Origin of the sequence: Variovorax sp. VNK109, from assembly GCF_049445855.1 — a bacterium.
Classification (GTDB): Bacteria; Pseudomonadota; Gammaproteobacteria; order Burkholderiales; family Burkholderiaceae_C; genus JAGOCV01.
In genome coordinates, this window is sequence record NZ_JBMSDV010000006.1 from 237,132 (window position 1) to 254,640 (window position 17,509).

Sequence of the window (17,509 nt, forward strand, 5' to 3'; positions counted from 1 at the left end):
ACAAAACGCCTAAAATCGAGGGTTTTCACGTACTGCTGATCCGGCTTCGCCTTTACGATCGCCCAAAATTCCAAATGACCCACGTCGTCTCCGAATCCTGTATCCGCTGCAAGTACACCGACTGCGTGGACGTCTGCCCCGTGGACTGCTTCCGCGAAGGCCCGAACATGCTGATCATCGATCCCGATGAATGCATCGACTGCGCGGTGTGCATCCCCGAATGCCCGGCCAACGCCATCTTCGCGGAAGAAGACGTGCCGGCTGACCAGATCGCCTTCATCAAACTCAACGCGGAACTCGCCCAGAACCCCGAGTGGAAGAGCATCACCAAGCGCAAGCCTGCGCTGCCCGATGCCGACGAGTGGAAAGACAAGACCGGCAAGCTCTCGGAGCTGATCCGCTGACCGCAGCGCCCGCACTGTGAGCGCCTTCGACGACCGCACCGACCTGATCGAAACCGACGCCGTCGTCATTGGCGCAGGCCCTGCAGGCCTGTTCTCCGTCTTCCAGCTCGGCCTGCTCGAAATCCGGGCTCACGTGGTCGATGCGCTGCCCCAGGCGGGTGGCCAACCCGTCGAGCTGTACCCGGACAAACCCATCTTCGACATTCCCGCCGTGCCGGTACTCACCGGCCGAGAACTGGCGCAAGCGCTGCTCAAGCAGATCGAACCTTTCGGGGCCACGCTGCATCTGGGGCAGGAAGTCACCGAGCTCGAACGGCAGGACGATGGGCGCTTCCTGCTCGCCACGTCCAAGGGCACGCGTTTCCTGACCCGGGTCGTCGTCATTGCGGGCGGTGTCGGCGCATTCCAGCCGAAGTCGCTCAAGGTGCCGGGGCTGGAGCCGTTCATCGGTGGGCAGATCCGGTATCAGCCCGCCGATGCGTCTGCGTTTGCAGGCAAGCGCGTCGTTGTCCACGGCCATGGCGAAACAGCGGTGGACTGGGCGATCCGCCTGGCGGAAGCCTCAACGGACAAGCCGCACCGCGTGACCTTGCTCCATCGGCGCGATGTGTTCGATGCCACGCCCGAGGCACTGGCCCGCCTGCAGGCGCTGCGTGCTTCGGGTGCCATCGAGGTCGTCATCGGGCAGATCGTCGGCCAGCAAGCCCGGGGCGACACGCTCACGGCCCTCGACCTTGCCCTGCCCGACGGCAGCACCCGTTCATTGCCGCTGGACGCGATGATCGTCTCGCTCGGCCTGTCCCCTCGCCTCGGCCCCGTCGCGCAATGGGGGCTGGACATGGAGCGCAAGCAACTCAGGGTGGACACCGGAACGTTCGCCACCAGCGAGCCCGGCATCTTCGCCATCGGCGACATCAACACTTACCCGGGCAAGAAGAAGCTGCTGGTTTCTGCCTTCCACGAATGCGCCCTCGCCGCGTATGGCGCAGCGGCTGTTGTCTATCCGGGCAAGACGCTTCACCTCGAATACACGACCACCAGCACGCGGCTGCACCGCCTGCTGGGCGTGACCGTGCAGACCGACGGCACCGATCCAGCCTGATGCCGGCCTGATGGCCTAAAATCCGCTTCGTGCCCGCAAGGGCGCATCCGCTAGGGGTGTCGAACCGGCCGCAAGGCCGGCAAGACTGAGAGAGTCCCTTTGAACCTGATTGAGGTAATCCTCGCGCAGGGAAGCCAAGTCCAGTTGCCGGTGGCCGCGTCTCTTGCAGCCTCTTCTCCGGCCAGATTTCGCCCACCTGCCTCAAACATTGCATGGAGCAATTTGATGGCAATTTCTACTGACAACACACTTTCGCCCGGGTCGTCCGGCAACGAGGCGCTGACGCCCATGTCCGCGTCCCAACGCTCATTCGGCTGGCATGACCACGCGTCGCTGTGGTTCAGCCTGGGTGTCGGCCTGCTGGTCATGCAGGTCGGTGCGTACCTCATGCCAGCGCTCGGTACCAAGGAGGCGGTCATCGCCATTGTGTTCGGCTCGCTGCTCGGCGCGGGCCTGCTCGGCTGGGTCGCCAAGCTCGGCGCCGACAGCGGGCTTGCCAGCGCTGGGCTGATGCATGCCGTCTACGGCAGCGCATTCGCACGCCTGCCCGTGATTCTCAACATCGTGCAACTCATCGGCTGGGGCGCATTCGAGATCGTGGTGATGCGCGAATCGACGGTCGCCATCGCCGCGCGTTCGGGCCTCGCGGAATCGGCGACGTCCCCCGTGTGGATGGCCGGCGCCACCCTGCTTTGGGGCGCAGTCGTTGCGCTGCTGATCAGCGGGTCGATGGTGCGCGTGGTGCGCAAGCTCATCGCGCGCTTTGCGCTGCCGCTGGTGGTGCTGTCGCTGCTGTGGCTGAGCTGGCAGTTCATCGGGATGGCCAACGCGCAGGGCTTCGACGCGCTGTGGAACCGCAAGGGCGACGGCGGCATGAGTGTGCTGCCCGCGCTCGACCTCGTGATCGCGATGCCGATCTCCTGGCTGCCGCTGGTGGCCGACTACGCGCGCCACGGCCGTTCGGGCCGCAGCGCGCTGGGCGGCACGTGGCTCGGTTATGCGATTGCCAACGCCTGGTGCTACACGCTGGGTGTGCTGGTGGCGCTGACGCTGCCGAGCGAGAACCTCGTCGCTGCGCTGCTGCTGGCGCAGGGCGGGTTGATCGCGCTGTCGCTCATCCTCATCGACGAGGTGGACAACGCCTATGGCGACGCGTACTCGGGCTCGGTGTCTGCCCACAGCCTGATGCCGCGCTGGGGCGTGCGCCAGTGGGGCTTCATCATGGCCATCGTCTGCACGGGCGTCGCGATGGTGCTGCCCATGCACAGCCTCGAGCCGTTCCTGCTGATGCTGAGCTCGGTGTTCGTGCCGCTGTTCGGCACCATCCTCGGCCGCCTGGCGTTCGGTGTGGATGCCGCTGCACAGCTCGCGCGCGCACCCAAGGCGAACGCCGTGCCCATCGCAATCTGGATCGCAGGCATCGCGACCTACCACCTGTGCGGCAAATTCGCGCCCGATGCGGGCTCTGCCCTGCCCGCGCTGGCGCTGACCTTCGTGCTCGCCTATGTCACGCGCCCTTCGACGCGCGCGGTGTAAATGAAGTCAAAGCGGCAACAGCTTCGTCGCCACGGGTGCATGCCCGTGGTTGAGCGGGCCGTGGCCGCGCCCGGTCTGCACGTGGGCGCCTGCCTTGATGGCGGCGAGTACATAGGCACGGGCCCGCGCCACCGACTCGGGCAGCGAGAACCCCTGCGCCAGATGCGCGGCGATGGCGGACGACAGCGTGCAGCCCGTGCCATGCGTGTTCTCGCTGGGGATGCGCTGCGAGGTCAGGCGCAACGCGGAAGTGCCTGCCTGCGCCAGCACGTCGGTCACCTGCTGACCGGGAAGATGCCCGCCCTTGAGCAGGACGATCGGCGCGCCCATGGCCAGCAGTTCTGCAGCGGCCGCTTCGAGTTCTCCGGCATTGCCGATGGGGTGACCGAGCAGCAGCACGGCTTCGTCCAGATTCGGCGTGATGACGGTGGCGCGCGGGAACAGTTCCTTCACCAGCACGCTCACGGTCTCCTCGGCGATCAGCCGGTCGCCGCTGGTGGCGACCATCACCGGGTCGAGCACCACCTTTTCGATCCTGTACGTGTCGATGGCCCAAGCCACCACATGCACGATCTCGGGCGCATGCAGCATGCCGATCTTGATGGCATCCACGCCGATGTCCTCGATGACGGCCGCGAGCTGCGCCTTCAAAAATTCCGCAGGCACACCGTGGATGCCCGTCACGCCCAGCGTGTTCTGCGCCGTGAGCGCGGTGATGGCCGTCATGCCGTAGCAGCCGAGCGCCGCGAAGGTCTTGAGGTCAGCCTGGATGCCCGCGCCGCCGCCCGAGTCGGAGCCTGCAATGGACAGGACACGGGCGTAGCGGGTCGTTGCTTTGGACATGGCTTGGGGAATGGCTGCTGTGGCCATGGCGGCCGGGCTGGGTTCGGTGGGCATTGCAAAATTATGCGCGACGCGGGCCCGCGTGGCACGTTCGCAGTACGCCGCATGGCTTTCGATACATGACATCCTCCCCTCAACCCCATCGCACCGGCAGCGCTGCCCCCCAGTCTGCAGTCATCCTCGGCTCGGGCCTGATGGGCCGCCTGCTGGCCGTACAGCTCGCACGGCTGGACTGGCGTTGCGAGCTGCACGATGCCGCCGGCCCTGATGCGGACGGCGCCGCCGCGCGCGTGGCCGCCGCCATGCTGGCGCCGCTGGCCGAATCCGCCATCACCGAGCCGGTGGTCGTGCGCATGGGTGTCCACGCGCTGGGCCGGTGGCCCGAGTTGCTGGCACAACTTTCGCAGCCTGTGTTCTTCCAGCAGCAGGGCACGCTCGTCGTGTGGCACCGGCAGGACGCGCCCGAAGCCGCGCGCTTCCTGAGGCAGGTTGAAACGACCACCCGGGGCATCGACGGCCTCGCCGCCATCGAGCAGGCCGGAGCAGCGCGCATTGCCGCACTGGAGCCCTCGCTTGCCGGCCGCTTTCCGCAGGCGCTGTACTTGCCGGGCGAAGGACAGCTGGACAACCGCCAGTTGCTCGCGGCGCTGTTGCATGAGCTGCAGGCACTGAACGTGCCCATGCACTGGAACAGCCCGAAGGAGACGGGTGACTTCCGCGCGGGCGAAGCGGGCCAGCCGCAGTGGGTCATCGACTGCCGCGGTTTGGGCGCGCGCAATGCCTGGCCGCACGCCAGAGGCGGCACGGCCTTGCGCGGTGTGCGTGGCGAAGTGGCGCGCGTGCATGCGCCCGAAGTGACGCTGTCGCGCCCGACACGCCTCATGCATCCGCGCTACCCGATCTACATCGCGCCGAAGGAAGATCACCTCTTCGTCATCGGCGCGACCGAAATCGAATCGGACGACATGTCGCCTGCCAGCGTGCGCTCCACACTGGAATTGCTGAGCGCGGCCTACACCGTGCACAGCGGCTTTGCCGAAGCGCGTATCCTCGAAGTCGCGACGCAATGCCGCCCGGCCCTGCCCGACAACCTGCCCGCCATCCACCAGAGCGCGCCGGGCGTGCTGCACATCAACGGGCTGTATCGCCACGGCTTCATGATCGCGCCCACGATGCTCGACGCCGCGCTGCCCCTGCTGACCCATGGTGACGACACCGTCGCCAGACAGTTCGACCTGCTGAAATGAAAGTACTGATCAACAACGCCGCACACGAGCTGCCCGACGGAGCCATGCTGGCCGACGCGGTGGACGCCGCCGTCGCCACACTGCAACTGCAGCCGCCCTTCGCCGCCGCCGTGAACCAGCAGTTCGTGCCACGCGCCCGCTATGCAGCGCAGCCGCTGGCCGAAAACGACCGCATCGAGATCATCTCGCCGGTGACAGGCGGTTGAGAAGCGAGCCGGAGACAACACCATGACCCGAGACACACTCACCCTCTACGGCGAAACCTTCCAGAGCCGCCTGCTGCTGGGCACGTCGCGCTACCCGTCGCCCGCCGTCCTCGAAGCGGCAGTGGCCATCGCCAGGCCCGCGATGGTCACCGCCTCGCTGCGCCGACAGAGCGCCACCGGCGCAGAAGCCGGCCAGGCCTTCTGGCAGATGCTCAAGCGCCTGGGCGTGCCCGTGCTGCCCAACACCGCGGGTTGCCACAGCGTGCAGGAAGCCGTGACCACCGCGCAGATGGCGCGCGAAGTCTTCGAGACCGACTGGATCAAGCTCGAACTCATCGGCGACGACTACACGCTGCAGCCCGACACGCTCAACCTCGTGGACGCCGCAAGCCAGCTCATCAAGGACGGGTTCAAGGTGCTGCCGTATTGCACCGAAGACCTGGTGCTCTGCCGCCGTCTGGTGGACATCGGCTGCCAGGCCGTCATGCCCTGGGCCGCGCCCATCGGCACCGGCAAGGGCGCGATCAACCCGTATGCCATGCGCACGCTGCGTGAACGCATCGAGGTGCCGCTCATCGTGGATGCCGGCCTCGGCCTGCCCTCGCACGCCTGCGAGGTGATGGAGTGGGGCTACGACGCCGTGCTGCTCAACACCGCCGTTGCGCTCTCGCAGGACCCGGTGAAGATGGCTGGCGCGTTCGCCAGCGCCGTGCAGGCCGGGCGCGACGCGTTCATCGCCGGTGCGATGGCCGAGCAGCAGGCCGCACAGCCCAGCACCCCCGTGCTCGGCACGCCGTTCTGGCATGGCGCCTGAATCGAGAGACAACACACATGAACTCCACCCCACAGCGCCCTGCCCTGCAACCGGAGACGTGGCACGCCGCACGTGCCATCTGCGAGGCGCGTGGCTTCATTCCGGCCGATGCCGACTGCCTGGCCGATGCATGGCAACGCCAGACCGAACGTACCGGCCACTTCGACCCCGAGGCCTGGCCCGAAGACCCCGCCGACTTCGGCCTGCTCCCCTGGCCGCGCAGCAATGCCTTCGCGCCTTGCCCGAAGGCGCTGGGCTTGTACGCCGTACTGCCCGACGCGGCATGGGTCGGCCGCATGGCACGTGCAGGCGTGCCCACGGTGCAGTTGCGCTTCAAGTCCGATGACCGCGCCGCCGTCGTGCGCGAGGTACGCGCCGCCGTCGAAGCGGTGAAGGGCACCGGGTCGCTGCTCTTCATCAACGACCACTGGCAGGACGCCATCGATGCCGGGGCCTACGGCGTGCACCTCGGGCAGGAGGACATGGACGTGGCCGATCTCCCCGCGATCCGCGCAGCCGGCTTGCGGCTGGGCCTGTCCACCCATGGTTATGCGGAAATGTGCCGCGTAGACGCGGTGAGCCCGAGCTACGTGGCCATGGGTGCCGTGTTCCCCACCACGCTCAAGGCCATGCCGACAGCACCGCAGGGACTCGAGCGGCTGTACGCGTATGCGAAGCTCATGAGCAACCATTCGCTCGTCGCCATCGGCGGCATCGACGCGACGCGCATCCCGGACGTCATGAAAAGCGGCGTGGGCAGCATTGCCGTGGTGCGCGCCATCACGGGCGAGGCAGACCCGGAGGCTGCTGCCGCGCGGCTCACCGCCTTGATGAAGGCACCGCCCTCTCGGTAACGTTTTCTCACCATTCGGCCGGAATCGCTGCATCCAGATGGCTGCGCCGTGGGTAGTACAGGCAGGCAGCGCATGGTGCCTGCCCCAATCCACGTGAGGAACGAATGATGAAGAAGACTTGTGCCACCCTGAGTGCCATCGCCGCTGTCGCGGTCCTGGCCGGCTGTGCGTCCGGCCCGATGATGGGCTCGAAACCCTTCTCGCAGGCCGACCTGCCCGGCCCCATCCAGGTGCCCTCGGGCAACCGCGTTGCATGGGAAACCGTGGGCGCAGGCGACATCACGTATGAATGCAAGGACAACGCGGGCAAGGTCGAGTGGGTGTTCGCCGGCCCGAATGCGGTGCTGACCGACCGCGCCGGCAAGACCGTCGGCAAGTACTACGGCCCGCCGGCCACCTGGGAAGCGAACGACGGCTCCAAGGTCACCGCCACGCAACTGGCCGTGGCACCCGCCGGCGCAGGCAACCTGCCCTACCAGCTCGTGAAGGCCAACCCCGCCATGGGTTCGGGCGCGATGACGGGTGTCACCTACATCCAGCGCGTCGCACTGAAGGGCGGCGTCGCACCGGACATGCCGTGCAACGCCATGACGCGTGGTCAGAAGACCACCGTGAAGTACCAGGCCGACTACATCTTCTGGAAGGCCGCATAAAACGCGGCGACGCCGGAGGGCCGGGGCAGCGCGGGCGCTTATGATGCCGCGATGCCTCCAGCCCCCAACGCCGGTTTCGACCACGCCGCAGCCCTCGCGGGTTGCGCGCGCGGCGACCATGCAGCGCTGGCGGCCATCTACCGTCACGAATCGCGCTTCCTGCTGGGCGTGGCCGTGCGCATCGTGCGAGAGAAAGCGGCAGCCGAAGACGTGCTGCACGATGCTTTCGTCCGCATCTGGAGCAGCGCGTCGACATTCGATGCGTCGCTCGGCTCCGCGCGCGGATGGATCTACAGTGTCGTGCGCCACGCCGCACTGAACCAGGTGCGCAATGGCGCACGTGAAGTCAGCCTGGACGAGGAAGCCACCGAAGCCGTCGAAGCAGAACAAGCCATGCAAGCCCACCGTGATGCCCAACCCGCCTTCGAGCTGCGCGCCGACTGGGGCCGGCTCGAACGCTGCCTGGACGCGTTGCCCGCCGAGCGGCGCGACTGCATCCTCCACGCCTATGTAGACGGCTGCTCGCATGGAGAAATCGCCCAGCGCACCGGCCACCCGCTGGGCACCGTGAAAGCCTGGCTGCAACGTGCGATGGTCTCGCTGCGCCAGTGCATGTCGTCATGAATACGCCTGTCCACCCATCGCCCGGCAACATCGACCCCGAGGTCGATCGGGTCGCCGGCGAATACGTGCTCGGCACCCTCTCCGCGCACGCGCGGCAAGCCGTGGAAGCACGCCTGCCCCATGAGCCTGCCCTGCGCGCCGCAGTCGCCACATGGGAAGAACGCCTGCTGCCTTTGACGTCCATTGCCGAGCCCGTCGAACCCGGCGTGGGGCTCTGGCAGCGCATCGAAAAAAGTGTGGCCGCGCTGATGCCTGCGGGTGCTGCGAAAGCAGGCACTGCCGGTACATGGCGGGACTGGTGGAGCAGCCTCAACTTCTGGCGCTACGCCGCAGTCGGCGGCTATGCGCTCGCGGCCGTGCTGGCCGCCGTGGGCCTGCAACGCACCGCGCCGGTGAGCGGCACGCAGTATCTGGTAGTGCTCGTCGCGCCGCAGGACAAGACGCCGGGGTGGGTGGTTCAAGCCGGTGCCGGCAACGAGCCCCTTTCCCTCGTGCCGCTGGGCACCACCCCCGTGCCACCCGACAAGTCGCTGCAGTTCTGGACCAAGGGCGAACAATGGAGCGGGCCGATGTCGCTCGGCCTCGTCGCGCCGGGCCAGACGTTCAAGGTGCCGCTGGACCGGCTGCCACCGCTGGAAAACAACCAGCTTTTCGAACTCACCCTCGAACCCGCGCAGGGCTCGCCGCTCAACAGGCCCACAGGTCCCATCCTGTTCATCGGGCGCGCGGTCAAGGTGCAGAGCTGATCAGGCGGCTTCCGGAGGCCTGGAAAATCAGGCTATAATCTGAGGCTCCATTCCCCGATAGCTCAGTCGGTAGAGCGCCGGACTGTTAATCCGTAGGTCCCTGGTTCGAGCCCAGGTCGGGGAGCCAAACGAGGCCGCATGGCCACTGGAAAGCCCGCTATTTTTTCGATAGCGGGCTTTTTTCCTTATTGGGCGCTTATTTGGCAATTGCCTAATATCCAGTACTCTCTAAACCAAGGAGGAGTTCAATGGACAAAGCGACGATAGAACAACGGCTTAATGCGCTTGAGGCAACCGGCAAGGCGGTCCTTGCGACGAAACGCCAAGATCGCGCATATGGCAGCGTCATATACATCAACGGTGGTTTGATGCATGGGTTTCGCGCTGGAGTGCTTTCTTTCCTCTCCAGCGTTTTTGGAGCGGAGCACTCATACGTTAAGGAATTCGAGACCCACACGCGAAACGATCTCGGTTCGTCCATCGACAGCGGCCTCGCAATCCTTGCGCAAGTCCGTGATGAGATTCAGGCAGGGTGGGCCCTGTCATACCGATCGCTCGTCGCCGCCGACATCTGTGGCGATTTTCTCGATATGGCTGACGCCCTCTTGGAAGCAGGCTTTAAAGATGCGGCGGCAGTCATGATCGGCAGCGTGTTGGAAGAACACCTTCGCACGCTGTGCCGCCGTCGCGGCATAGACTTGCAATTCATCAACGGTGCTGGCCGAGCAGTAGCGAAAAAGGCAGAAGCGATGAATGTTGATCTGCACAAAGCCTCGGCGTACAACATGCAGGATCAAAAGTCAGTGACGAGTTGGCTTGATCTGAGAAACAACGCCGCTCACGGGCATTACGCGGAATACAAAAAGGAGCAGGTCGACCTCATGCGAGCCGGGGTTGCGCTATTCATTTCGCGAGTCCCTACGTAGCATGTGCAACCGATACGAGACCACCCGCAGAGAGCGCCTAGACAGCATCTTTCCTGGCTATGCCTACATCGGCGGCGACTACCCGCAGCGCATTGGGCCGCGGCGCGGCCGCCTGCTCAATGACCCCGAGCGCAAATACGGCACGATGGTCTACTGGCTGGACATGTTCGTGCGCCACTGCGACGAGCGAGTCAAGTCCACATCCACGGTCAAGGGCTTCAAGATGGCGCAGCGCACCCGCGACGACTACGCCGGTGCCATTGGCACCGATGACAAAGACACCCCACTGCGGATCTACTTCGGCAAGGGCCTCACGCCAACCCAAGTGACGGCGGCCATGGTCCAGAAGTTCCTGGACATCAACGCACAGGCCGGCCGCACGCGGCGCGCCAACATCGAACGCGCCACCCTCTCGGCGTGCTTCGGCTGGCTGCTGCGGACGGGCTCAGTGCCTGGCCTGCAGCTCAACCCGTGCCTGAAAGGTGCCGGCGTCAAGCGCAACCCCGGTTCCGGGACCTGAAGGGCAAGGGAGCGACCGACATGTACTACATCGCCAAGGAGCCGATTGAGACGATCCAGCAGCTGTGCGGGCACGCCAGCAAGACCACCACTGAGATCTACATCAAGCAGCGCTGGCGCGAGACCGTTACCGCGAACTCTCTCGCGCTGGCATGAAAAAGGCCAACCGGCAGTACTTGGCTGACCGCGCGGCCCTTTTGGCGCGCGATCTCAACGAGGTGCTGCACATGCTCGAGGGGCGAAACGAAGTCCTCCTCGCTCGCCCAGCGCTTTACCGGAAGGACGACATCGTGGAAGGCCTGCTCAAGGCTTGTCTCGTGATGTATGCCCGGAATTTCCTGGCCAACGAGAGCTTGGGCGAACCCTACGGCACGATTCACTGGGACGATTTGCCCTGCAGCAAGGATCGGGAGCTTCGAGCACTGCATGACAGCGTGGTCCTGATCCGCCATGACTTGGTGGCACACGCACCAGTCACGCACCACCGATCGGAGGTTTTGCAGAGCGACGCCGGTGGCGTGGTTCGGGAGTCCAAGATCCCGTGGATCGGCCTGAGCTTTGACATCATCGAGTTCCACAAACTGGTCCTTCAGGTGCGCAATGCAGCGTCCGCGCTGTCCCAGCGCATTGATGCCAAATATCCAGTACCGAAGGCTTGAAACCCGCATGGTTGCTAGGTCGGTTTGCGCCAACGCCGCCTAAAATTTTGGGCATCGTTCCCCATGAAACCTTGCAGTGGCGCCGCTTTCCAGCCTGTTCGGACCGTGGCCTGTCAATCCGTAGGTCCCTGGTTCGAGCCCAGGTCGGGGAGCCAAAACAAGAAATGGACAAAGCACTTAGGTCATCAGGCCTAGGTGCTTTTTTCTTGGCGGCAGTCGAAGCTTCGCTACGTCCGTCCTGCGAGCGAAAGGGAGACCTTCCCGTTCTTCACCGCGAGTCGGGCCCATTCAATCGCAGCATCGCGCGCCAGCTCCTCGCTGTCGAAACACCGGTCCCACTGGCATGTGGAGATGGGTCGTTTGTATTGCCCACGCGACTGCACGTCGCTGAATACGGCAACGGGCTGCCACTTGCCGTCTTCATTGGCGGTGGAGCTGGCAATGACGTCGTAGCTGCTTTCCTCGAACCATTGATGCATGTGCGGCCTGCCTGGAATTGGATGCCCTGACCGGGCTTGTCCGTAGCATCCCCGGCGGGCGAAGTCAGCGGTGTAGTCCGATTCGTACCGCTTTTGTAGGTCAGCGTTGTGCTAACCGGCTCTTGCGTCTCGCAACTTTTTCTTGCATGCATCGGCAGGACTGGCTGTTAACCTGAACCGCGACATGAACGAGACCATCCGCCACTACACCGAACTCCTGCCCGCGCTGCTCATCTCCTGGGGCGGCAACATCGCCGGCGCGCTGCTCACGCTCGCCGCCGGGTTCATAGTCGCACGCTGGGCCGGCGGCGTGGTCACGAGGGCGCTGAGCCGCTCTGCGCGCATCGATCCGGTGTTTCACACGCTGGCGGGCCAGATCGTGCGCGTCGCGGTCATGATCTTCACGCTGATCGCCGTTCTCGGGCGCTTCGGTGTCGAGACGGCAAGCCTGATCGCCGCCATAGGCGCTGCCGGTCTGGCCGTCGGCCTGGCGCTGCAAGGCACGCTGAGCAATGTGGCGGCAGGCACGATGTTGCTGCTGCTCAGGCCATTCAAGGTGGGTGACGCCGTGAGCGTCGGTGGCACGGTGTACGTCATCGACAACATCGGCTTCTTCGCGTGCCAGGCGCATCTGCCCGACGGCCCGCTCGCCTTCCTGCCCAATGCGGAGATCTGGGGCAAGACGCTGGTGAACTACTCACACACCGACAAGGACATGCGGCGGCTCGATCAGACCTACAGCATCGGCTACGGCGACGACATCGATGCCGCGCTGGCCATCCTGCAGAAGATCGTCGACGAAGATGCGCGCGTGCTGAAGGACCCGGCACCGTTGATCAAGGTGCAGAAACTGGGCGAGAGCTCGGTCGACATCCTGTTCCGCGTGTGGATCGGGCGCAGCGACTGGTGGGACGCACAACTGGACATCCTCAAGACGGCCAAGCAGGCGCTGGAAGCCGGCGGCATCACCATTCCGTATCCGCAGCGCGACCTGCATGTCATCCCCGTGCCAGGGCTGACGCTGTCTACTTCGGCAGGAACTCCGGAAGATACCGCGCCGACTTCCGCAGGAACTCGTACTCGTCATCCGAAATCCGGCGATTGAGGGTGTCGAAATGGCACAGCGTGCCCCACAGTTCGCCGTCATTGCCGAGGATGGGTACGCCCGAGTACGACAGGACCACGCCCTTGTACTTGTGCCCGTCGAGGCGCCCGTCCACGCCCGAATCCTCGGTCCTGAACGACCCGTCGCGCAGCACGAACTGGCAGAAAGAGTCACCCAAGGGCACTTCCATCAGATCGCCGGGCAATACTTCTCCGGCCTTGTCATGCAGCCCGGCGCTGATCAACAAACCGCTTTTGAGCTGATAGATGCCCGTGTAGCGGTGCGGGACCGGCGCATTCAGATATTGCAATGCGGCGGCCACGCCACCTTGGCGCAGGGCTTTCCTGAAATTGTCGATTTCGAAGGGCATGTCAGTGCGCGATTGTAAAAACAATATTACAAGCAGCCGGGTTGTACACCATGTCTTTTGACATACCCCTGCAGGACACCAAGCCTCGGAAAGTGCCGGGTTGGGCTAGCATGCCGGACAACCCATGATGAAACGCGCACTGAACCTCCTGAAGAAAGCCTGGGACGTCATCGATCACACCCCGGTGATCGGTGTACTGATTGCCGCCTTCCGAAACTACATCTTCCACCAGAGTGCCAACCAGGCCGGGAGCATGGCGTTCTCGTCGGTGCTGGCCATGTTTCCGTTGCTGATCCTCGTGTCGGCCACGGCGGCCTACATGGGCCAGCCCGGTGACGCCGCAGCGCTGGCCGGCCGCGTTCTCGAATATGCGCCGAAGCTGGTGCGGGACGCCATGCAGCCCGTGGTGAAGCAGGTGCTGGCCCAGCGCAACCAGGCGCTGCTGGCCATCGGTTTCCTCGTCACGCTGTGGACGGCCTCTTCGGGCATGCAAGCGGTGCGCACGGCGCTGAACCGCTCCTACGGCATCGGGCGAGGCATGTCTTTCTGGCAGGCACGCATCAAGGTGACGCTCTTCACCGTGGTCGTGGGCGGTGCGATTGTCGTGACCTTCAGTTCGGTGATCATCATGCCGTACCTCTGGCAACTGCTGGAAGCGCAAGGTGCCGGTGCCGATGCGCCCTGGGTACGCGATGCGGTGCGCTATGCCATCGCGTACCTTGCGTTGGTGGTGCTTTATGCACTCATGTATGCGTGGCTGCCGGACATCCGCCAGCGCATCGGCACGGTGATCCCCGGCGCGCTGGTGGGCGCGGCGCTGTGGGTCGGCGCAGCCGCCCTGCTTTCCTACACGTTGCGCACGGCGGGCAAGCTGGCGCTGATCTATGGCGGCTTCGCGGGTGTGGTGGCGACGCTGGTGTTCCTCTATATCAGCGCATCGACGCTGATCTACGGTGCCGAGGTGAACGCGGTCATCCGCGAGCGGAAGAAGAAAAAAGAGGACGAGACAAACGCTGCCAGTCCCGCAGGGCAGGACGCGGTCAATGCGCCGTCAGCGCAAACATCTCGGCAATAGACCCGGACTCCGGCAGCACGTACACCAGGGCCTTGCGTTGCCCCAGCATCGGGTACACCACCTGTTCGTAGAACTGCACGGACACCACCACGCAGCCCAGGCTGATGCGGTTGTCATCCGGCGTGGCTGACGCCAGGCGCTCCTCGCGACGTTCGCGCGCGGCCGACGGGCGCATGCGATGGATGGCGAAGGCGCTGCCGTAGTCCACCCAGACGACATGCTCACCCTTGAGATTGCGGCCGGGTTCGGAAACGAAACGGCCGGCCGGCGTGGTGCGATCGTCAACGGCCAAGCCGGTCTGCACGCGTTGCGCAACACCGGGAGCCGACACATCACCGGGCGCGATCCCGAGCAAGGCAGGCGTGGTGGCAACCAGGTGGCCATCGGCTGTGTAGACATTGAGTGTGGCGCCGCGTTTGTCGACGATGGCGAATGGTTGGCCCGCGTTGTCCGAGGACGCGACGACGAGGCGCACGAGTTCCTGCACCACCGATTGCTGCGCCGTGACAGCACCCACGCCGCCCGCAAGCAACGCGCCCAGCAGCAGGGCGCGCACCCAACCTGACTTCCGCATTTCGCCCGATCCCCTTGTGTGTCGTGCCGACGTTACGACTCATGCGGCACGCTGTACGGAACATGGTACGGGGAGGCCTTCGCGATTTCAACGACTGATACAAATCGGGTGTTGGTACGAAGAAACAGATCAGCGAGCAGGCAAAAAAAACCGGGCAGATGCCCGGTTTTCTTCAATCCCGAGGGGGATCAGTTACGGTCGGCCTGGGCCGGACGTTCCACAGGAGCGTTGTTGATGTCGGGCGAAGCGGCCGGCGACGTCATCGTGTCCGAACGCTGTTGCATCGTGCCTTCATTGGTCGGCGTGCCCGTGGTGCCCATCGGGGTGTTCTGCGGGCTTTGCTGGCCAGCAGCCGTGGCCGGGTTGGCAGGTGCCGTGCTGGGCGGGTTGCCCTGGGCGATGGCGAGGCCACCACCTGCGAATGCAATGGCAACGGCACCGGCGATCAGGCCTTGGCTGAGCTTGGTCTTCATCATTTCGAATCTCCTTGGCTTTGGATGGCTGGGCCATCGGTTGGTTGAGCGCCGGATCCTTCATGTTTCCGGCTGGTTCAATGATGCTTGTGCGGGTCAGGTTTCCGGGTCGGTGATGAGCGCTACGTCGTGTCGTCCATGCACCTACACCGATACAACCGGCTACATCACAACGTCGATGCGGTGCCGGACGAAGCAGCCACACGCATGCTGCGCGGCACCGAGTCCACCTGCGCAAACACTTCGTCCAGCGTCTTCACTTCCGGCAGCACGTAGACGATGCCGTAGCGCTTGTCGAAAGCCGGCTTGAGCACGCCCTCATAGAACGCCACCGGCATGTTGATGCAGCCGAACGAGATGCGGTTGTCCTCGATGGTGGGCGACGCCAGCCGCTCCAGCCGCTTCTCCGCCGGATTGGTGGCGCGCACGCGATGCATCGAGACTGCGGCGTCGTAGTCCACCCACACCACATCTTCGCCCAGCGTATTGCGCCCTGGCTCGCCGACGAAGCGGCCGGCCGGGGTCGTGCGCTCGTGGGGCTTCACCTGCTCGATCGCGCGCTGCCCGATGCCGTCGACCGAATCGTCGCCAGGCGCGTAGCCCAGCAGCACGGGCGACGCACCGACGAGCTTCGCATCCGGACCGAACACGAAGACCTTCGCGTTCTTCTTGTCGAGGATGACGAAGTGCAGGCGTTGGTGATCACCGCTGTAGGCCACCCACTGGGCGAGGCGACGCGCATCGATGGAAGCCTCTTCGTTGCCGAAATCGACCTTCACCGGCTCCCACGCAGGAGCCTGCACCGTGGATGCCTTAAATGCCGCGGATGCCACAGCCGGTGGGTCCGTCGGCATCAGGCGCTTGCCGGTGAAGGCCAGCGCCGCAGCCAGGACGACGCCACCAATGACCACACCCGCAACAACGGCCACCGCCGTTGAGCGGAAGCCATTGTTGCGGGTGGGTTCGTTGCTGTCTGTCTGCGTCTCGGTCGACATCAGAGCACGCCGAACAGCATCAGCAGCAGGACGACGGAGAGGGGAACGCCGAGAAGCCAGAGAATGATGGGCATGTTGAACTCCTTTGCTTGGGTTGATTGATCGGGTTGATGAATCGGTAGGTGAACCTTATCAACCCCGCGTCGCGTACGGCGTGCGCTTGTGCCGCCTCGTGCAGTAGGCCCATACCTACGATTGCCCCTACCTACGATTGCGACTGGGTCTGAAGGAATGCGAGCAGACCGCACTCCGGCTGGCGCAGGCCCGCTCGCCGCGGCCACGCACCGAGCGCCGCGATTTCGTCGCGCGCCGCGTCGGGATCGCGCGCAGCACGGATCGCCAGGTCGATGACCGCTGGGTGCACATATGACCGGCGGCACACCGCCGGCGTATTGCCCAGGGCAAGCGATACCTGTCCCAGCATGCGCTTGAGCGTGAAGCGCTCGCCATCGTTGCCAAGTGCACGCACCACGGTGGCAAACGCCAGCACGCTTGCGTGCCAGGTGCGGAAATCCTTGGCCGATACTTCTGCGCCCGCAATCTGCTTGAGATGGTCGTTCACCTCCGCCGACCCGATGCAGTGCGGCGCCCCCTCCTCATCCAAGTAGCGGAACAGGCACTTGCCGGGCAAGGTGAGGCAATGACGGAGCACGCGGGAGACACGTGGATCACGCACGCGCAGGTGATGCTCGACGCCGCTCTTGCCCTTGAACGCGAGCTCGATGCGATCGTCGCTCACCCGCACGTGGTGGTCACACAGCGTCGTCAGGCCATACGATCCGTTGTCGCGCGCGTACTGGTCATTGCCGATGCGCCCGAGCGTCGTGTCGAGCATGCGCACCACGGCCGCAAGCAGCAAGGGCCGGTCATGGTCCGGCTGCGCAAGCGCCCGCGTCACGCTGCGGCGGATGCGCGGCAGGCGCTGCGCAAAATCGGCCAGCCGCTCGAATTTCTCCTGGTCGCGTCCTTCGCGCCATGCCTCGTGGTAACGATATTGCTTGCGGCCTCGCGCATCGAGGCCGGTCGCCTGCAGATGCCCGTTGGGACGCGGGCAGATCCACACGTCGCGGTAGGCCGGTGGGATCGCCAGCCGCCGGATGCGCGCAAGCTCGCGCTCGTCCTTCACCGGCCTGCCGTCGGCTCGCCGGTAAGTGAAGCCCTTGCCCCGGCGCAGGCGCGCGATGCCGGGCCTCGCATCGGTGGTGTAGACGAGCCCTTCAGGAACCGCCACCGCGACGGCGGCGATGGGCGTGGTGACAGTGATGGTGTCTCTGGACATGGCCGCAATGTCCCGCAGCGGCCATT

At 65.0% G+C, this 17,509-nt stretch carries 23 protein-coding genes and 1 tRNA gene; 17 read left to right on the forward strand and 7 right to left on the reverse strand.

Annotated elements, in window-relative coordinates:
• Positions 1-74: 74 nt before the first annotated feature.
• The 3 genes from fdxA (at position 75) to ACO2Q9_RS19045 (ending at position 3,042) form a co-directional block, all read left to right on the forward strand.
• On the forward strand, positions 75-404 hold the full coding sequence (gene fdxA / locus ACO2Q9_RS19035; protein ID WP_423313667.1) for a ferredoxin FdxA: 330 nt from the start codon (positions 75-77) through the stop codon (positions 402-404).
• Between the two features lie 16 nt (positions 405-420).
• Positions 421-1,506, forward strand: coding sequence for an NAD(P)/FAD-dependent oxidoreductase (locus ACO2Q9_RS19040; RefSeq protein ID WP_423313668.1), 1,086 nt, complete (start codon positions 421-423; stop codon positions 1,504-1,506).
• Positions 1,507-1,731: 225 nt separating this feature from the next.
• Positions 1,732-3,042, forward strand: a complete 1,311-nt coding sequence (locus ACO2Q9_RS19045; RefSeq protein ID WP_423313670.1) for a purine-cytosine permease family protein — start codon at positions 1,732-1,734, stop codon at positions 3,040-3,042.
• A 6-nt stretch (positions 3,043-3,048) separates the two neighbouring features.
• Here ACO2Q9_RS19045 and thiD read toward each other — a convergent pair whose 3' ends face one another.
• The gene (thiD, locus tag ACO2Q9_RS19050; protein ID WP_423313672.1) at positions 3,049-3,939 is read right to left on the reverse strand and encodes a bifunctional hydroxymethylpyrimidine kinase/phosphomethylpyrimidine kinase; all 891 of its coding nucleotides are present in this window, start codon (positions 3,937-3,939) and stop codon (positions 3,049-3,051) included.
• A 65-nt stretch (positions 3,940-4,004) separates the two neighbouring features.
• On the opposite strand from thiD, the gene ACO2Q9_RS19055 reads away from it, so the two are divergent.
• The 12 genes from ACO2Q9_RS19055 (at position 4,005) to ACO2Q9_RS19110 (ending at position 11,133) form a co-directional block, all read left to right on the forward strand.
• A complete protein-coding gene (locus ACO2Q9_RS19055; RefSeq protein WP_423313674.1) occupies positions 4,005-5,132 on the forward strand; it encodes an FAD-dependent oxidoreductase in 1,128 nt (375 codons plus the stop codon).
• A complete protein-coding gene (gene thiS / locus ACO2Q9_RS19060; RefSeq protein WP_423313675.1) occupies positions 5,129-5,338 on the forward strand; it encodes a sulfur carrier protein ThiS in 210 nt (69 codons plus the stop codon). The genes ACO2Q9_RS19055 and thiS overlap by 4 nt, the downstream gene beginning before the upstream one ends.
• Positions 5,339-5,360: 22 nt before the next feature.
• Positions 5,361-6,152: a thiazole synthase gene (locus tag ACO2Q9_RS19065; protein WP_423313677.1), complete on the forward strand. Its 792-nt coding sequence runs from the start codon at positions 5,361-5,363 to the stop codon at positions 6,150-6,152.
• Positions 6,153-6,169: 17 nt separating this feature from the next.
• Complete coding sequence (gene thiE, locus ACO2Q9_RS19070) at positions 6,170-7,006, forward strand: thiamine phosphate synthase (RefSeq protein ID WP_423313679.1); 837 nt, start codon at positions 6,170-6,172, stop codon at positions 7,004-7,006.
• A gap of 107 nt (positions 7,007-7,113) precedes the next feature.
• Entirely contained in the window at positions 7,114-7,659 is a 546-nt protein-coding gene (locus ACO2Q9_RS19075; RefSeq protein ID WP_423313681.1) for a DUF3455 domain-containing protein, read from the forward strand.
• Between the two features lie 51 nt (positions 7,660-7,710).
• The gene (locus ACO2Q9_RS19080) at positions 7,711-8,283 is read left to right on the forward strand and encodes a sigma-70 family RNA polymerase sigma factor (protein WP_423313683.1); all 573 of its coding nucleotides are present in this window, start codon (positions 7,711-7,713) and stop codon (positions 8,281-8,283) included.
• Entirely contained in the window at positions 8,280-9,029 is a 750-nt protein-coding gene (locus tag ACO2Q9_RS19085) for an anti-sigma factor (protein WP_423313684.1), read from the forward strand. Before ACO2Q9_RS19080 ends, ACO2Q9_RS19085 begins: the two co-directional genes overlap by 4 nt.
• A 51-nt stretch (positions 9,030-9,080) precedes the next feature.
• Positions 9,081-9,156, forward strand: a tRNA-Asn gene (locus tag ACO2Q9_RS19090).
• Positions 9,157-9,277: 121 nt separating this feature from the next.
• Positions 9,278-9,955, forward strand: a complete 678-nt coding sequence (locus tag ACO2Q9_RS19095) for a hypothetical protein (RefSeq protein ID WP_423313686.1) — start codon at positions 9,278-9,280, stop codon at positions 9,953-9,955.
• Between the two features lies 1 nt (position 9,956).
• Entirely contained in the window at positions 9,957-10,475 is a 519-nt protein-coding gene (locus ACO2Q9_RS19100; RefSeq protein WP_423313688.1) for a hypothetical protein, read from the forward strand.
• A 20-nt stretch (positions 10,476-10,495) separates the two neighbouring features.
• Positions 10,496-10,630 carry a hypothetical protein gene (locus ACO2Q9_RS19105; protein ID WP_423313689.1) on the forward strand — a complete coding sequence of 45 codons (135 nt, stop codon included), beginning with the start codon at positions 10,496-10,498 and terminating at the stop codon, positions 10,628-10,630.
• Positions 10,627-11,133 carry a hypothetical protein gene (locus ACO2Q9_RS19110; protein WP_423313691.1) on the forward strand — a complete coding sequence of 169 codons (507 nt, stop codon included), beginning with the start codon at positions 10,627-10,629 and terminating at the stop codon, positions 11,131-11,133. Before ACO2Q9_RS19105 ends, ACO2Q9_RS19110 begins: the two co-directional genes overlap by 4 nt.
• 227 nt (positions 11,134-11,360) lie before the next feature.
• Here ACO2Q9_RS19110 and ACO2Q9_RS19115 read toward each other — a convergent pair whose 3' ends face one another.
• Positions 11,361-11,612 (reverse strand): hypothetical protein, encoded by a 252-nt coding sequence (locus tag ACO2Q9_RS19115; protein WP_423313692.1) that lies wholly within the window; start codon positions 11,610-11,612, stop codon positions 11,361-11,363.
• A gap of 184 nt (positions 11,613-11,796) precedes the next feature.
• On the opposite strand from ACO2Q9_RS19115, the gene ACO2Q9_RS19120 reads away from it, so the two are divergent.
• Positions 11,797-12,717 (forward strand): mechanosensitive ion channel family protein, encoded by a 921-nt coding sequence (locus ACO2Q9_RS19120; protein ID WP_423313694.1) that lies wholly within the window; start codon positions 11,797-11,799, stop codon positions 12,715-12,717.
• On the opposite strand, the gene ACO2Q9_RS19125 is transcribed toward ACO2Q9_RS19120, so the two are convergent.
• The gene (locus tag ACO2Q9_RS19125; RefSeq protein WP_423313696.1) at positions 12,638-13,087 is read right to left on the reverse strand and encodes a GAF domain-containing protein; all 450 of its coding nucleotides are present in this window, start codon (positions 13,085-13,087) and stop codon (positions 12,638-12,640) included. The genes ACO2Q9_RS19120 and ACO2Q9_RS19125 overlap by 80 nt on opposite strands.
• A 124-nt stretch (positions 13,088-13,211) precedes the next feature.
• On the opposite strand from ACO2Q9_RS19125, the gene ACO2Q9_RS19130 reads away from it, so the two are divergent.
• Positions 13,212-14,162, forward strand: coding sequence for a YihY/virulence factor BrkB family protein (locus ACO2Q9_RS19130; RefSeq protein WP_423313698.1), 951 nt, complete (start codon positions 13,212-13,214; stop codon positions 14,160-14,162).
• On the opposite strand, the gene ACO2Q9_RS19135 is transcribed toward ACO2Q9_RS19130, so the two are convergent.
• The 4 genes from ACO2Q9_RS19135 to ACO2Q9_RS19150 form a co-directional block, all read right to left on the reverse strand.
• Positions 14,128-14,736: a L,D-transpeptidase gene (locus tag ACO2Q9_RS19135; protein ID WP_423313700.1), complete on the reverse strand. Its 609-nt coding sequence runs from the start codon at positions 14,734-14,736 to the stop codon at positions 14,128-14,130. The two genes, ACO2Q9_RS19130 and ACO2Q9_RS19135, sit on opposite strands and share 35 nt — an antisense overlap.
• A gap of 188 nt (positions 14,737-14,924) precedes the next feature.
• Positions 14,925-15,212 (reverse strand): proteophosphoglycan ppg4, encoded by a 288-nt coding sequence (locus tag ACO2Q9_RS19140; RefSeq protein ID WP_423313702.1) that lies wholly within the window; start codon positions 15,210-15,212, stop codon positions 14,925-14,927.
• A 164-nt stretch (positions 15,213-15,376) separates the two neighbouring features.
• Entirely contained in the window at positions 15,377-16,204 is an 828-nt protein-coding gene (locus ACO2Q9_RS19145) for a hypothetical protein (protein ID WP_423313704.1), read from the reverse strand.
• Positions 16,205-16,409: 205 nt separating this feature from the next.
• Positions 16,410-17,483, reverse strand: coding sequence for a DNA topoisomerase IB (locus ACO2Q9_RS19150; protein ID WP_423313706.1), 1,074 nt, complete (start codon positions 17,481-17,483; stop codon positions 16,410-16,412).
• Between the last annotated feature and the right edge of the window lie 26 nt (positions 17,484-17,509).